Annotated in this window: 14 protein-coding genes; 4 read left to right on the top strand and 10 right to left on the bottom strand. The window is 73.8% G+C overall.

All coding sequences use genetic code 11. The annotated features are described in order from the left end of the window. Positions 1–311: 311 nt before the first annotated feature. Positions 312–1,235, bottom strand: coding sequence for an LLM class F420-dependent oxidoreductase (locus DEJ47_RS29315; RefSeq protein WP_150173246.1), 924 nt, complete (start codon positions 1,233–1,235; stop codon positions 312–314). A gap of 248 nt (positions 1,236–1,483) precedes the next feature. Between DEJ47_RS29315 and DEJ47_RS29310 the strand changes: the two genes are divergently transcribed. Further along, complete coding sequence (locus DEJ47_RS29310) at positions 1,484–1,786, top strand: hypothetical protein (RefSeq protein ID WP_150173244.1); 303 nt, start codon at positions 1,484–1,486, stop codon at positions 1,784–1,786. An 83-nt stretch (positions 1,787–1,869) separates the two neighbouring features. Here DEJ47_RS29310 and DEJ47_RS29305 read toward each other — a convergent pair whose 3' ends face one another. The 5 genes from DEJ47_RS29305 to fes form a co-directional block, all read right to left on the bottom strand. Further along, complete coding sequence (locus DEJ47_RS29305; RefSeq protein ID WP_150173243.1) at positions 1,870–2,352, bottom strand: DUF6099 family protein; 483 nt, start codon at positions 2,350–2,352, stop codon at positions 1,870–1,872. Between the two features lie 222 nt (positions 2,353–2,574). Next, positions 2,575–2,919, bottom strand: a complete 345-nt coding sequence (locus tag DEJ47_RS29300) for a nucleotide pyrophosphohydrolase (RefSeq protein ID WP_150173241.1) — start codon at positions 2,917–2,919, stop codon at positions 2,575–2,577. After that, on the bottom strand, positions 2,916–4,079 hold the full coding sequence (locus tag DEJ47_RS29295; protein WP_150173239.1) for an AAA family ATPase: 1,164 nt from the start codon (positions 4,077–4,079) through the stop codon (positions 2,916–2,918). The genes DEJ47_RS29300 and DEJ47_RS29295 overlap by 4 nt, the downstream gene beginning before the upstream one ends. A gap of 117 nt (positions 4,080–4,196) precedes the next feature. Further along, entirely contained in the window at positions 4,197–4,589 is a 393-nt protein-coding gene (locus DEJ47_RS29290; protein WP_150173237.1) for a cell division protein SepF, read from the bottom strand. 116 nt (positions 4,590–4,705) lie between these two features. Beyond that, entirely contained in the window at positions 4,706–6,061 is a 1,356-nt protein-coding gene (gene fes / locus DEJ47_RS29285; RefSeq protein ID WP_223828541.1) for an enterochelin esterase, read from the bottom strand. Positions 6,062–6,207: 146 nt separating this feature from the next. Between fes and cbiE the strand changes: the two genes are divergently transcribed. Together cbiE and cobM are read left to right on the top strand one after the other, a co-directional pair. After that, on the top strand, positions 6,208–7,500 hold the full coding sequence (gene cbiE / locus DEJ47_RS29280) for a precorrin-6y C5,15-methyltransferase (decarboxylating) subunit CbiE (protein WP_150173235.1): 1,293 nt from the start codon (positions 6,208–6,210) through the stop codon (positions 7,498–7,500). Positions 7,501–7,506: 6 nt separating this feature from the next. After that, on the top strand, positions 7,507–8,256 hold the full coding sequence (gene cobM / locus DEJ47_RS29275) for a precorrin-4 C(11)-methyltransferase (RefSeq protein ID WP_150173233.1): 750 nt from the start codon (positions 7,507–7,509) through the stop codon (positions 8,254–8,256). A 33-nt stretch (positions 8,257–8,289) separates the two neighbouring features. Here cobM and DEJ47_RS29270 read toward each other — a convergent pair whose 3' ends face one another. Further along, complete coding sequence (locus tag DEJ47_RS29270; RefSeq protein WP_150173232.1) at positions 8,290–9,426, bottom strand: cobalt-precorrin-5B (C(1))-methyltransferase; 1,137 nt, start codon at positions 9,424–9,426, stop codon at positions 8,290–8,292. Between the two features lie 17 nt (positions 9,427–9,443). On the opposite strand from DEJ47_RS29270, the gene DEJ47_RS29265 reads away from it, so the two are divergent. Next, on the top strand, positions 9,444–10,190 hold the full coding sequence (locus DEJ47_RS29265) for a cobalt-precorrin-6A reductase (protein WP_150173230.1): 747 nt from the start codon (positions 9,444–9,446) through the stop codon (positions 10,188–10,190). A 132-nt stretch (positions 10,191–10,322) separates the two neighbouring features. On the opposite strand, the gene DEJ47_RS29260 is transcribed toward DEJ47_RS29265, so the two are convergent. From DEJ47_RS29260 to DEJ47_RS29250, 3 genes are read right to left on the bottom strand one after another with little or no spacing between them, the layout of a single operon-like run. After that, positions 10,323–11,891, bottom strand: a complete 1,569-nt coding sequence (locus DEJ47_RS29260) for a precorrin-2 C(20)-methyltransferase (RefSeq protein ID WP_150173228.1) — start codon at positions 11,889–11,891, stop codon at positions 10,323–10,325. A gap of 11 nt (positions 11,892–11,902) precedes the next feature. Beyond that, on the bottom strand, positions 11,903–12,544 hold the full coding sequence (locus tag DEJ47_RS29255) for a precorrin-8X methylmutase (RefSeq protein ID WP_150173226.1): 642 nt from the start codon (positions 12,542–12,544) through the stop codon (positions 11,903–11,905). Next, positions 12,541–14,076, bottom strand: a complete 1,536-nt coding sequence (locus DEJ47_RS29250; protein WP_223828540.1) for a cobalamin biosynthesis protein CobG — start codon at positions 14,074–14,076, stop codon at positions 12,541–12,543. The genes DEJ47_RS29255 and DEJ47_RS29250 overlap by 4 nt, the downstream gene beginning before the upstream one ends. Positions 14,077–14,182: the final 106 nt, after the last annotated feature.

Below are 14,182 nucleotides of genomic sequence, written 5' to 3'. Positions count from 1 at the left end.
GACATACGGCGGCATGCGAGGGCATGCGGATACACGGGGAGAAACAGGGGCGAACCCGGGAAAGCGACCGGATCCGCTGGGAACGCTAACTGCCGTTTCGCCCAACTCGCCTGGGTATGTTGCTCAGTTACCTCGATACGGCGATCTTGTCGCCCAATAGGTTTATTCGGCCTCCCGACCGTGCACAGAGCCCGCACGCTCCGTCGACCGCGCCCCGTTGCCTGTCCTCCACCTGTCCTCACCACACAAAGTGGCCGCCGGGCACCGGAGGGGTGAGCCCGGCGGCCACGTCAAAGGGGGCCGACCGTCGTCTACGACAGCTGCGACTGCACCTGCGAGGAGATGATCTCCAAGTGGTCCAGGTCGGCGAGGTCCAGGCACTGGAGGTAGATGCGGCTCGCGCCGATCGCCTCGTACCGCCCGATCTTGTCGACCACCTCGGCCGGGGAACCCGCGAGCCCGTTCGCCTTGAGTTCGTCCACGTCGCGGCCGATCGCCGCGGCACGCCGTGCGACCTCCGCGTCGTCCTTGCCGACGCACACCACCAACGCGCTGGAGTACACCAGGTCGCTGCCCTTGCGCCCGGCCTGCTCGGCGGCGGCACGGACCCGCCCGAACTGCCGCTCGCTGTCCTCGACGGAGGCGAAGGGGATGTTGAACTCGTCGGCGAACTGCGCGGCGAGGCGCGGCGTGCGGGTCGCGCCGTGGCCGCCGATCAGGACGGGCACCTTGGCCTGCGCGGGCTTGGGCAGGGCCGGGGAGTCGGTGAGTTGGTAGTGCTTTCCGTCGTGGCTGAAGGTCTGGCCGACCTCCGTGCCCCACAGTCCGGTGACGATCTGCAGCTGCTCCTCCAGGCGGGCGAACTTCTCCTTGGGGAACGGAATGCCGTACGCCTTGTGCTCGTCCTCGAACCAGCCCGCGCCGAGCCCGAGTTCGACCCGGCCGCCCGACATCTGGTCGACCTGCGCCACCTGGATCGCGAGCACACCCGGCAGCCGGAACGTGCCTGCCGTCATCAGCGTGCCCAGCCTGATGCGCTTGGTCTCCCTGGCGAGCCCGGCGAGCGTGATCCATGCGTCCGTGGGGCCCGGCAGGCCGTCGGAGGACCCCATGCGGAGGTAGTGGTCCGAGCGGAAGAACGCGTCGAACCCGAGGTCCTCGGTGGCCTTGGCGACAGTGAGCAGGGTGTCGTAGGTGGCCCCTTGCTGGGGCTCGGTGAAGATTCGAAGATCCATGGCTCCATCCTGCACGCTCGAACGCCTGTCAACCCCGCCGGTCCCGCCGTTCCCCCACCGCCCCGGTCGGGTGAAAAACCGTCAACACGGCGGCGGCACGGGCCCGCGTGCAGTGACCCCGTCCGACGGGTGATCGTTGGCTCGGGCGGTGCCGGACCGCCCGGCACCCGCGCCGGCGGCCGCTGCCGGGGCGTCGCCCGCGTCAACTGCCCGTCCCCTTCGGGAGGGCGAGGGCCGAGGAGGCCGTCATGTCCCAGGAAGCCGTGCCCGACCAGGAGGCCGCGCCCGCACAGGCAGAAGCGCACGACGCGTCCGTACCCGCGCAGCAGCCACCAAAGGGCCTGCTGCAGCAGATGGAGGAGCTGATGGCCGCGCTCAACGCGGACCTGACCCAGCTCGACGCCGACCTGCAACAGTCGACGGCACCCTCCGGATCCGTCACCTCCTCCGACCCCGGTGCCTGCGACCCCGACACCTCCGGCCCCACCGCCTCCGGCACCCCCGCCCCGGTGTCCCACCCCCGGGGTGACGACAGCCACAGCGGCTTCTGACACCACCACCCGGCGCCCCCTCCGAGCTCCGCGACCGACCTCCGCGGCCCCGCCTCCCGGCGCGGGGCCGGCCGGGGGTCCTGTCATGCCGGGCCCGCCGCCGAGTCGGGTTCCGGCAGGCCCTCCGCCCGCACCGCGAGCCTGCGCAGCATCTCCAGCACACGGTCCCTGGACTCGTCCGCCGCGTCGATCGCCTCCATGCACTGCCAGTACACCCCCTCTTCCTCGGCCCCCATGGCGACACCGACGAGTGCGATGCCGACCTCCCCGAGGAGCCTGCCGAGCCCGAGCAGCACCTCGTGCGCGTCGCCTGTCCCCGTCAGCCGCGCCGCCCGTATGTCCTCCACCCCGAGGCGCGGGGCGTCGAGCACTCCGCAGGCTCTGCCGCCGACTTCGCTCAGGCCCAGCGCCTCGCTCCGTAACTCGGGAGGCCCCGCGACCGCGAGGTGGTTGCCGATCGCCTGAGCGAGCGCCTGCGACTGCCAGACCTCCACGACGATGTCAGCGGGATCCTGGCTGCGCGCCAGAGCGCGGCGGTTCGCCTCGATGAGCCGCGTCGCGTTCATCCCGGCCCCTCCATCCCGCATCCCGCGCGCACTCACCGCACGCTTGCCCGAACTCCCCTGTCCACTACCCAGAGTGAGGCCCATCCGGGCGAAAAGCCAGGGCAGGACCGAAATCTGTGGACACACAGTCGAGATTGGACAAGCCATCCACTCCGGAGAGTGACGAAAATGCCGGATCGCAAGATCGAAGGCCGCCTGGGGGAGGCACCGCACGGGCGCCGATCAGCGCGATTCAGGGACCTCCCGCACCGGAAAACGCGACTCGTTCCGCTCGATCTTCGCCGCGAGAGCCGCCAGCGCGTCGATTCCGAGGACCTCGCAGAACTGCAGCAGATACGCGAGGACGTCGGCCACCTCGTCCCGCACGCGGGGCGCCGTGTCCGGGTCCCGCATCACCCGCGCCGACTCCTCCGGCGTCAACCACTGGAAGATCTCGACCAGTTCGGAGGCCTCCACACTGAGCGCCGCGGCCAGGTTCTTCGGGGTGTGGTACTGCTCCCAGTCGCGCGCCGTCGCGAAATCGGCCAGCCTGCGCTGCAGTACCGCCACGTCAAGTCGTTCCGTCACGGCTCCAGGTCTACCACCGAGGCCCCCGCGTCCGCCGCCCAGGACGCGTCCCCCACCGCCCCCACCAGCCTGATGTGCCCGCGTCCGCAGGTGCGCGCCGCCAGCTCCCCGAGGGTCCGCACCTGCCGTGCGTCGAGGCGCCGGTCGAGTCCGTCGGCGAGGATCGTCAGGCTCTGGTACGCCTGCGGTACCTCGGCCACCGGATCGACGGCCAGCACACCGGTACCGGTCAACAGCACCAGCGCCAGCGCCAGGTACCTCAACTCGCCGTCGCCGAGCCGCCCGAGGGGCGTGCGCACCCCGCCGCCCCGGTCGATGTAGGCGTGCACCGCGCCGTCCTCCACCTCCTCGGCGACGATGTCCGCGACCGGTCCCGCGCACCCGGACCGCACCGCCGAGACCAGCATGGCGTGGCGGACCGCGCACTCGGCGCGAGTGCGCCACAGGACTTCGGCGAGGTTGTCGCAGCCGCCCAGGAGGCGGCCGGAGCCGATGAGTCCGGCCGGGACGGGGGCGCGCATGCGGCTGGGCCGCGGATCGCACACGTACGCCGAGCGCAGCGCGACGACGACCTGTTCCGCCGCCGCGAGCACGAGGCGCTGCCCGTCGGTCTTGCCCGCGACGCGCAGCGGCACGAGGGCCGTGCCGAGCCGGTCGTCCGGCATGGGGGCGCGCGTCACGGGAGTCGCGCCCGCGGTGTGCCAGGCAGCCTGCACGACGCGCCGTCCGGGGTCGCGCAGCGCGGTCTCCAGGAGCACGAGGTCGCCGCGGGTCAGCCGCTCGCCCACGACGCGCAGTTCGGGCTCGGCCTGCACGGCGAGGTCGAGCCGGACGGGCCCGGCGGGTCCGTCGACCGTGCAGCCGATGCGGAAGCCGCGCCGCCGCTGCCCGTCGGCGCGGGCGCGCTCGGGAACGCACGCCACGGGATCGGCGAAGACGTCGGGCAGTTCCGCACCTGCGCAGAGCCGTGCCAGCGCCTCGTACGCACCGAGCGCGCTGCTCTTTCCGCTGCCGCTCGGACCGGTGAGCAGCGTCATCGGGCCGAGCGGGAGCACCGCGGCGCGGTGTCCTGCGAAGGCGGACAGGCGCAGTTGGGTGACCTGCGGCCGGTCCAGGGCCGCCGATGGCTCGGCGGCCGGCTTTCGGGAATGCACCGTCATGATCGGAAGGTAGGCGGCCGTGCGCACGGCGAACCGTTACGCCCAACCGACCTTCCTACGATCGGGGGATTCCCCTCGAAGAACCCCCGCGAGATCGACCGGTGTGGTTCATGTCGCTCAGGGCTGGGAGACCGCCTCCACCAGGCCCTGCACCTCGGTGCCGGGGGGCGCGAGGAGGAAGACGTTCTTGTCGACCCGGTGCATCCCGCAGTTCAGCCCCATGACGACGCCGCTGCTGAAGTCCAGGACCCGCTTGGCGACGTCCGTCTCGGCGCCGGTCAGGTCGAGCAGGACCGGGATCTGTGCCATGACGGTCTCGGCGACCTCGCGGGCGTCCGCGAACACGTTGACCCGCATCACGACGAAGCGGCGGCGCGTCTCGGTCTCCGCGTCGGGCATCGCGCGGTGCCCCGGCCAGGAAGGCCATTCGTCGCGGCTGCGCAGCGGTACGACCTGGGCGAGCCCTTCCCACTGTTCATCGGTGACGTCGTGGCGCTGACTGCTGCTCACTTATCCACCCCGTCCTGGCTCGCACTTGTTCTCTGCACCGGCCAATTCTTACGCCAAGTCACCCGTTCAGCCCAACAGCGACACGGATGGCTCACCCGGCGCGGGACTTCTTGCGGTCAGAACGGGGGCCGGACCGCGCCCGCGTGCCCGAGCAGGTTGACCAGCCCCTCCGCGATGCCCCCGCGCCAACAGGCGTAGTCGTGACCGCCGTTGCACTCCCGGAGGGACACGAGGTCGCCGCGGGCGGCGAGCGTCTCGTACATGCACCGGCTGTGATCGACCATCGTGCCCTCGTGGAGTCCGACGTCGAGATGGACGCGGAGAGGCGGGCGCGACGGCGTGTCGGTGGCGAAGCACTCGGCGAGCCAGGGTGTTTCGTCGGCGGGCGCCGGTCGCGGTGTGCCGTGCGGCAGTCCGGGGCGCCACCACAGCGACGGGGACTGCGCGAGGACGGCGCCGAACCGGTCGGGTCTGCGCAGTGCCGCGTACAGCGAGGTGAGCCCTCCGAGGCTCTGGCCCGCGACCGCGGTGCGGGCCGGGCGGAGTGTCAGGGTCAGGCGTTCGGCCGCCCGGGGCAGCACCTCGTCGGCGAGGAACGTGACGTAGGCGTCGTGCGCGGTGAGGTCGTGCCAGCGGGTGAGCCGGTCGACTGCGTCGGGCGCGAGGACGACGGGGGGCGGTACGGCGCGGTCGGCGGCGAGGGCGTCCAGGGTGTCCTCGAGCGCGAGCCGGCCGAACCACATGTCGCCGTCGCACAGGACCACGACGGGGCTGTCGGGCCGCGGGCCGCCCGGCGGCAGGTAGGTCCAGACGTCGCGTTCGGCGCCGAGCGCGCCCGCGGGCAGCCGGTGGCGTTCGACGCGGCCTCGCGGGATGCCGTCGCGCCGTTCGGTCCACGGTTGCGCGGGCGCGTCGGGCAGTGCGAGGACGGAGCTGTCCGGCTGCCCCCAGCGGTCGCCGATACGGCGCGGGTTGCGCGGGTCGTGGGCCGCGTGCGGGACGAGGGCGCGGAGTCGGCGCTGCCGGGTCTCGGGGTCGGCGGGGAGATCGCCGGGCGCGAGGTCGGCGGCGATGCGGTACGAGGCGCGGTGGTCGGACCGGAGGCGGAGGGTGCGGTACCAGACGTCCGTGCCGGGCAGCGGGGTCAGCAGGGCGTCGGCGAGCCGCTCGCGGTCGAAGAGCCGGTTGGCGAGCAGCAGGACCTCGCGGGTGGCCCGGTGTCCGCGCCACAGGAACGTGACGGCGCGGTGCCCGGGGTAGCCCTCCACGGGCTCCACCAGAGGGGTGCCGCCGCTCTCCGCGATGTTCTTCCAGAACGCGTCGAGGACAGCGGGGAGCTCGTCCTCACTCGCGGTGGTGACGCGGCGGACGAGGGCCTGGAGGGTGGGGCTGTGTGCGCCGGGGCCGGCGGGCGGCATGGTGTGCGCGCCCGCCGCCGCCCCTGTCACCTCGGGTTCTCTCACAAGATCCATAAGTTGGTTAGCTTAGCCTAACCTAACCAGCGAGTCGCAAGGGCGTCGCAGCGCGGTCGGCTACCGGCGATAGGGATGCGGCGCCGGGTCCCCAGTAGAGTGCGGCTGCGCAGTCCCTTCCCGAACCCCGAGGTCAGGTACCAGCAGTGACCCCCGCACCCCCCGCAGGCATACCGGCCGTCGCCGTCGTCGGGATCGGGGCCGACGGCTGGGAAGGACTCCCCGCCGCGTCGCGCGCCGCCCTCGCGGAGGCCGAGGTCCTCATCGGCGGCCCGCGCCAGCTGGAACTGCTGCCCGCCGCCGAGTGCCCCGGCGAGCGCGTGCCCTGGCCGTCCCCGCTCCGGCCCGCCGTGCCCGGCCTGCTGGCCGCCCACGCCGGGCGCCGCGTCGCCGTCCTCGCCAGCGGCGACCCCATGTTCTACGGCATCGGACGCGCCCTCACCGAGGAGCTCGGCGCCGACGCGCTGCACGTGCTCCCGCACCCCTCGTCCGTCTCGCTCGCCTGCGCGCGCCTCGGCTGGCCGGTCGAGGACACCGAGGTCGTCACGCTGGTCGGGCGCCCGGCCGCGCGGCTCGCCGCCGCGCTGCACGACGGGCACCGCGTCCTCGCGCTCAGTGCGAACGCGGACACGCCCGCAGAAATCGCCGCGCTGCTGCGCGAGCGCGGTTTCGGACCGAGCCGGCTGCGCGTCCTCGAACAGCTCGGTGCCGAGGGCGAGTCCTCGTACGAAGGGACCGCCGGCACCTGGTCGCACGCGCCCGGCGACCCTCTGAACGTCGTCGCCGTCGAGTGCCGCCGCTCTCCCGACGCGCTGCGGCTCGGTGTCGTGCCGGGCCTGCCGGACGCCGCGTACGAGAGCGACGGCCAGCTCACCAAGCGGTACGTACGCGCCGCCACGCTCGCCGCGCTCGCGCCCGCACCCGGCGAACTGCTCTGGGACATCGGCGGCGGCTCCGGCTCCATCGCCGTGGAGTGGCTGCGGGCGCACCCGTCGTGCCGTGCCGTCACCATCGAGAAGCACCCCGTGCGCGCCGAACGGATCACCCGCAACGCCGATCGGCTCGGCGTGCCGGGCCTGCGCGTCGTCACCGGCGCCGCACCCGTCGCCCTCGCCGGACTCCCCACGCCCGACGCCGTGTTCATCGGCGGCGGCCTCACCGCGCCCGGCCTCCTCGACGCTGGGTGGGAGGCGCTGCCGCCCGGCGGCCGACTCGTCGCCAACACCGTCACGCTGGAGTCGGAGGCGCTGCTCACCGACTGGTACCGGCGCCACGGCGGCGAGCTGGTGCGCCTCGCCGTCGCGCAGGCCGTCCCCGTGGGCGGCTTCACCGGCTGGCGCCAGGCGATGCCGGTCACCCAGTGGTCCGTCACCAAGCCGCCCACCACCGCCCCCACCACGGCCGACGCGCCCGCCCAGGCACAGAACAGCAGGAGTTGACGACAGATGACCGTGTACTTCATCGGCGCGGGACCCGGCGCCGCCGACCTGATCACGGTCCGCGGCGCGCGGCGGATCGCCTCCTGCCAGGTCTGCCTGTACGCGGGCAGCCTCGTGCCGCGTGAACTGCTCGCCGAATGCCCGGACGGCGCGCAGCTCGTGGACACCGCGCAGCTCAACCTCGACGAGATCACCGCCCATCTGGTGCGCGCGCACGAGCAGGGCCTCGACGTGGCACGGCTGCACTCGGGCGACCCGTCCGTGTTCAGCGCGGTCGCCGAGCAGATGCGGCGGCTCGACGCGGCCGGGGTGCCGTACGAAGTGGTGCCTGGCGTCCCCGCGTTCGCCGCGGCGGCGGCCGCGCTGAAGCGGGAGCTGACCGTCCCGACCGTCGGCCAGACCGTCATCCTCACGCGCGTCGCGCAGCGCGCGACCGCCATGCCCGAGGGTGAGGACCTGGCCACCCTCGGCCGCAGCGGCGCGCTGCTCGTCCTCCACCTGGCCGCCGGATATGTCGACCGCGTGGTGGAGGAACTCCTGCCGCACTACGGCGCCGACTGCCCCGCCGCCGTGGTCGCCCTCGCCAGCCGCCCCGACGAGGTGATCCTGCGCGGCACGCTGGAATCGATCGCCGGGCAGGTGAAGGAGGCGGGCATCGTGCGGACCGCCGTCATCATGGTGGGCCGGACGCTGGGGGCCTCGCAGTTCCGCGACAGCCACCTGTACTCGGCGGACCGGGACCGTCACATCTGCTGACGGCGCGGTCCATCCGCAGCGGCTTGGACGCCCTCACTTGAGGGCGCTGCGCCCCACCACGGTCCCCGCCCGGTCGATGCAGATGACGTCGACCACGACCGGGGCGCCCCGCAGCACCCCGAGCGCCTCGTCGCGCGCCGTCTCCGCGACGAGGTCGCCGAGCGGCACCCCGGCCGCCGCGCACAACTGGAGTGCGGCGAGCCCCGTGTTGGCGTCCGCGACCTGCGCGGCCAGCTCCTCGGACGCGCCGCCCCTGCGGGCGAGGCGGGCGAGGAAGGCCTTGTCGACCTGCGAGCGGGCCGAGTGCAGGTCGAGGTGGCCCGCCGCGAGCTTGGAGAGTTTGGCGAAGCCGCCGCAGACGGTGAGGCGGTCGACGGGATGCCTGCGTACGTACTTGAGGACCGCGCCCGCGAAGTCCCCCATGTCGAGCAGCGCGTCCTCCGGCAGCCCGTACTCGGCGACGACCGTCTTCTCCGACGTCGACCCCGTGCACCCGGCGACGTGCGTGCGCCCCGCCGCCCGCGCCACGTCCACGCCCCGCCGGATCGAGTCGATCCACGCCGAGCAGGAGTAGGGCACGACGATCCCGGTCGTCCCGAGGATGGACAGGCCGCCGAGGATGCCGAGGCGCGGGTTCCACGTGGAGCGGGCGATCTCCTCGCCGTGGTCGACGGAGAGCGTGATCTCCACGTCGGGCGTGGTCCCGGCGCGGGCCGCGACCTCCGTCACGTGGTCCCGCATCATCTGCCGCGGTACGGGGTTGACCGCGGGTTCCCCGACGTCCAGGGGCAGCCCGGGGCGGGTGACGGTGCCGACGCCGGGGCCCGCCTTGAAGACGACGCCCGCACCGGCGTGCAGCCGCCGCACGGTGGACCGCACGAGGGCGCCATGGGTGACGTCCGGGTCGTCGCCCGCGTCCTTCACGACGCCGGCCATGGCGTGCGAGGCGCCGAGCTCCTCGGCGGCGAGGGCGAACGCGGGCGTCTGGCCCTTGGGCAGCGTGATGGTCACCGGGTCGGGGAAGTCGCCGGTGAGCAGCGCCGTGTACGCGGCCGTCGTGGCGGCCGTCGCACAGGCGCCGGTCGTCCAGCCGGGCCGCAGACCGGTGTGCTTGAGTTGGGCGCTGCGCCCACCCTTGGCCGACTCGCCGGCCTTAGCTGCCTCACTCATGAAGGAAACCGAACTCCGTGCACGTACTGATTCTGGGGGGAACGACCGAGGGCCGCCGTCTGGCGGAGCTCCTCGCGGACGCGCCGGGGGTGCGGGTGACCAGCTCGCTGGCGGGGCGGGTCGCCGCGCCCCGGCTGCCGCCGGGCGAGGTACGTGTCGGCGGCTTCGGCGGGGCGGCGGGCCTTGCGGCCTGGCTGCGGCAGCACCACGTGGACGCGCTCATCGACGCCACCCATCCTTTCGCCGGGACGATCTCGTTCAACGCGGCGAAGGCTGCCGCCGGTGCCCATGTTCCCCTGCTCGCCCTGCGACGGCCCGGCTGGGTCGCGTCGGAGGGCGACGACTGGCATCCGGTCGGCTCGCTGGAAGAGGCGGCGCGGGTGCTTCCCGGGCTGGGGCGTCGCGTGTTCCTCACCACCGGTCGGATGGGACTCGCCGCCTTCGCGGGCCCCGAGCTGGGCACTCACTGGTTCCTCGTACGTTCCGTCGACGCGCCCGAGCCGCCGTTCCCCGCGCGCATGGAGGTGCTCCTCGACCGGGGCCCGTTCACGCTCGACGGCGAGCGGGAGATCCTGCGCGCCCACCGCGTCGACGTCGTGGTGACGAAGGACAGTGGGGGTTCCGCCACCGCGCCGAAGCTCGCCGCCGCGCGCGAGGCGGGGCTCCCTGTCGTCGTCGTACGCCGCCCTGCCGGGCCGGACGGGGTCACCGGCGTCGCGACGCCGGAGGAGGCGGTCGCCTGGGTGCGTGCGCTGGGCGGTTAGGTGCGGGGTGGTCGTGGCTGGTCGCGCCCGCGCGGCGGAGCCACATATGTCACAGCCCCGCGCCCCGGCTTTCAGGGGCGCGGGGAACTGCGCGAGCAACCACCACGCGCCCGCGGACGACACACACGAGGGCTACCCCTCGGGGTACCGCCGCGGCGTCCAGACGATCTGGTCCTGGCCCCCGCGCCGCCTGACCCACTGCGTCTGGGAGGAACCGACAATGAGAAGCGTGCGCATGTCGACCTCCGCGGGGTCGAGATCACCGAGACGTACGATCCGCACGCTTTCCTCGGGGCCTCCGACGTCCCGGCCGAGGACGACCGGCGTATCCGGCGTCCGATGCGCGAGGAGGAGTTCCCGCGCCTTGCCCACCTGCCAGGTACGGCTGCGCGAGCCGGGGTTGTAGATGGCGAGGACCAGGTCCGCCGCGGCCGCCGCGGCGAGCCGCTCCGCGATGACCTCCCACGGCTTGAGACGGTCCGAGAGAGAAAGGGTCACGTAGTCGTGACCAAGGGGCGCCCCGGCGCGGGCCGCCGCGGCGTTCGCGGCGGTCACCCCGGGGAGCACGCGGACCGGGACGTCGGCGAACTGGTCCTGCGAGGCGACCTCCAGGACGGCCGTGGCCATCGCGAAGACGCCGGGGTCGCCGCCCGACACGACGGCGACGCGCCGCCCGCGCTTCGCGAGCTCCAGGGCGAACTCGGCGCGTTCGGACTCGACGCGGTTGTCGGAGCCATGGCGCCGCTGGCCGGGGCGGTGCGGTACGCGGTCGACGTACGTGGTGTAGCCGACCAGGTCGTCGGCGGCGGCGAGCGCGCCGCGCGTCTCGGGGGTCAGCCAGAGCGGTCCCGCGGGCCCCGTGCCGACGACGACGACCTCGCCGCGCCCGGGGCCCTCCGAAGACGCGGGCTTCGGGCCTCCGGTCAGCGGCGCGACCCGGCTCGGCAGCACCGCCACGGAGAAGTACGGCACCGACTCCGGGTCCACGTCGGCGAGGCTGCCGGTGCGCTCGCCCTTCATGGTGGCCCGCTCGACGTACCGCGCCTCGTCGAGTCGGCCGGCGCGCTCCAGGGCGCCGCGGACCTTCCCGAACGTACGGCCGAGCTTCATGACGACCGCGGAGTCCGTCGCCGCGAGGCGCGCCGCGAGTTCCTCCTCGGGGAGCGTGCCGGGCAGGATCGTCAGCACCTCCTCGGCCTCGACGAGGGGCTCGCCGAGCCGGGCGGCCGCGGCGCTCACCGAGGTGACGCCGGGGATCACCTCGGTCGGGTAGCGGTGCGCGAGGCGCTTGTGCATGTGCTGGTAGGAGCCGTAGAAGAGCGGGTCGCCCTCGGCGAGCACGGCGACGGTGCGGCCCGCGTCGAGGTGGGCGGCGAGGCGGGCGGCGGCTTCTTCGTAGAAGTCGTCGAGGGCGCCGCGGTAGCCGCCGGGGTGGTCGGTGCTCTCCGTGGTGACGGGGTAGACCAGCGCTTCCTCGATGTGGTCGGCGCGGAGGTGCGCGGCCGCGATCGAGCGGGCGATGGAACGGCCGTGCCGTGCGGAGTGGTACGCGATCACGTCGGCGGCGGCGATGACCTCCACGGCGCGCACGGTCATCAGCGACGGATCGCCGGGACCGAGCCCGACTCCGTACAGCCGTCCCGTGGCGCTCTGCTCGATGGGCGAGCTCTGCTCGGGGGACGAACTCTGCTCGGGGGACATGGGCACGCCGCTCATTCCGCTTCGCTCGCAATCGCGTTGATCGCCGCCGCGGCCATCGCGCTGCCGCCGCGACGTCCCCGTACGACCAGGTACTCCAGGCCGGACGAGTGCTCGGCGAGCGCGTCCTTGGACTCGGCCGCGCCGACGAAGCCGACGGGGATGCCGAGGACGGCGGCCGGGCGCGGCGCGCCCTCCTCGATCATCTCCAGGAGGCGGAAGAGGGCGGTGGGCGCGTTGCCGATGGCGACGACGGAGCCTTCGAGGCGGTCGCGCCAGAGTTCGAGGGCGGCGGCGCTGCGGGTGGTGCCGAGCCGCGCCGCGAGGTCCGGCACGGACGGGTCGGCGAGCGTGCAGATCACGTCGTTGTCGGCGGGCAGCCGCTTGCGCGTGACGCCGCTGGCGACCATGTTCGCGTCGCAGAGGATCGGCGCGCCGTCACGCAGCGCCTTGCGGGCGTCGGCGATCACGCGCGGGCTGTACGAGAGGTCGCGCACGAGGTCGACCATCCCGCAGGCGTGGATCATCCGGACCGCGACCTGGCTGACGTCGGCGGGCAGGCCTTGGAGGTCCGCCTCCGCGCGGATGGTGGCAAAGGACTCGCGGTAGATCGCCGCGCCGTCCTTCTCGTAGTCGAACACTGTGCTCTCGCTCATCTCGTGGCCGTTGGGTTTGTGGTGGTACGTGCCTTGGTGACCGTCTCGGTCAGGGTGCCGCCCGTGACAGGGGCGGTGGAGCCCGCGGTGTGCAGCGTCACTTCGTAGGAGCCGTCCCGGGTGGCGAGGACGTCGACCCAGTCGCCGCGCGGGTGCCCGCACCGCCGTTCGCAGCCGGACCAGTGGACGGGCAGCGAGCCGTGGCCGGGCACGGCGTCCGCGCGGACGTCGGCGAGGGACTTGGCGCACCCGGGGCGACCGGTGCAGGCGCCGACGCCGAGCCAGGGCGAGCCGGGGTCGGCGAGGAGCCCGGCACGGTCCAGCGCGGCCAGCCGCTCCCGGGCGGCTCCCTCGTCGCCGAAGCCGGGAATCACGAAGCCGCGCCACGGGGTGACGCGGAGCTCGTCCGCGGGAAGCGGGAGCAGGGCCCGCCATTGCGCAACGGTGACGCGCCCGAGCGGGGCGTACACGGAGACGGCCCGCCCGATGACACCGGGCGGCGGACCCCCCGGCCCCGCGGCCCCCGCCGCGACAGCCCCGACACCGAGCGCCGCCGAACCCCCACCCGCACCACCGGACACCGTCGAGTCACCGGACGCCCCCGGACCAGCGAGCACCGCCGGACCACCCGGACCACGGGGCACCGCCCCGCCACCCGAGCCACCGGACGCCACCGGGGCACCAAAGGCCACCGGACCACCGGACACCGCCGTGCCGTCGAAAGCCACCGGACCACCCGGACCACCGGATGCCCCCGGACCACCGGACACCGCCAGACCCCCCGGCCCCTCGCCCTCCGGCCCGATCCGTGCGGCGTCAACCCTCGCCGCCTCCAGCGCCCCGCCCAGGTCGACGGTCTGCCCGGTCGGGAGTTCGGTCACGCGCCACGCCCCGTTCCCCGCGGCGTCCGCCGCCGCGAGGAACGCCTTCGCCGCGGCGAGCGCCGCGCGCGGGGCGTCGGCCGCGGCGACCCGGAACGACACGCTGCCCATCCCGACCACCGCCGTCCCGCCCGATTCTGCGATCAAGGTCACATCGCCGCCGAGGCCCGCCACGTCTCCCCGTCCGTCGTCCAGGGCGAACAGGAAGCGGCCGGAAAGTCGGGGCGTCCAGTCCTCCGCGCAGAGGAGTCCGTCCAGCTCACGGGCCCACAACTGGACGTCGGCGTGGCCGGTTCCGTCCGTTCCCGCGAGGGGGGACGCCACCACGTTCCGGACGCGTTCGTGGCGCTCGGAGGGGAGCAGGCCCGCGTCCGCGAGCAGCGCGGAGAGTTCGCCGGCGCACGCGTCGCCGAGGCCGCGCAGCTCGATGTTGCCGCGGGAGGTGACGCTGAGGTTGCCGTCGGCCAGACGCTCCGCCGCGGCCTCCAGAGCCAGCACCTGACGGGACGTCAAGATGCCTCCGGGCAGGCGGAGTCGGGCCAGGAGGCCGTCGTCGGCGCGGTGCAGGCGGAGGGCTCCGGGGCAGGCGTCGCCCCGGTCACGTATGAGGGATTCGCCCTGATCTGGGGATGGTGCTGGGGTGGGCGGCATGGCGGCGAGCATACCCACGCGGATCCGGCCGGTCCTCTCCCGAGACAGGTCGTCCTGGCAGGTGGCCGCACCGCCGACCGCGGGCAGGACTTACTATGCAGGCGGC

The organism is Streptomyces venezuelae, assembly GCF_008642355.1.
GTDB classification, from domain to species: domain Bacteria; phylum Actinomycetota; class Actinomycetes; order Streptomycetales; family Streptomycetaceae; genus Streptomyces; species Streptomyces venezuelae_B.
Note: the sequence above shows the minus strand (reverse complement) of the source record. Positions and strands in the feature narration are given on the sequence as shown.

Coding starts and splice junctions, on each gene's coding strand:
- DEJ47_RS29315 (WP_150173246.1), bottom strand. CDS start 1,235: ATGGATCTTCGAATCTTCACCGAGCCCCAGCAAGGGGCCACCTACGAC.
- DEJ47_RS29310 (WP_150173244.1), top strand. CDS start 1,484: ATGTCCCAGGAAGCCGTGCCCGACCAGGAGGCCGCGCCCGCACAGGCA.
- DEJ47_RS29305 (WP_150173243.1), bottom strand. CDS start 2,352: ATGAACGCGACGCGGCTCATCGAGGCGAACCGCCGCGCTCTGGCGCGC.
- DEJ47_RS29295 (WP_150173239.1), bottom strand. CDS start 4,079: ATGACGGTGCATTCCCGAAAGCCGGCCGCCGAGCCATCGGCGGCCCTG.
- fes (WP_223828541.1), bottom strand. CDS start 6,061: ATGGATCTTGTGAGAGAACCCGAGGTGACAGGGGCGGCGGCGGGCGCG.
- cobM (WP_150173233.1), top strand. CDS start 7,507: ATGACCGTGTACTTCATCGGCGCGGGACCCGGCGCCGCCGACCTGATC.
- DEJ47_RS29270 (WP_150173232.1), bottom strand. CDS start 9,426: ATGAGTGAGGCAGCTAAGGCCGGCGAGTCGGCCAAGGGTGGGCGCAGC.
- DEJ47_RS29260 (WP_150173228.1), bottom strand. CDS start 11,891: ATGTCCCCCGAGCAGAGTTCGTCCCCCGAGCAGAGCTCGCCCATCGAG.
- DEJ47_RS29255 (WP_150173226.1), bottom strand. CDS start 12,544: ATGAGCGAGAGCACAGTGTTCGACTACGAGAAGGACGGCGCGGCGATC.
- DEJ47_RS29250 (WP_223828540.1), bottom strand. CDS start 14,076: ATGCCGCCCACCCCAGCACCATCCCCAGATCAGGGCGAATCCCTCATA.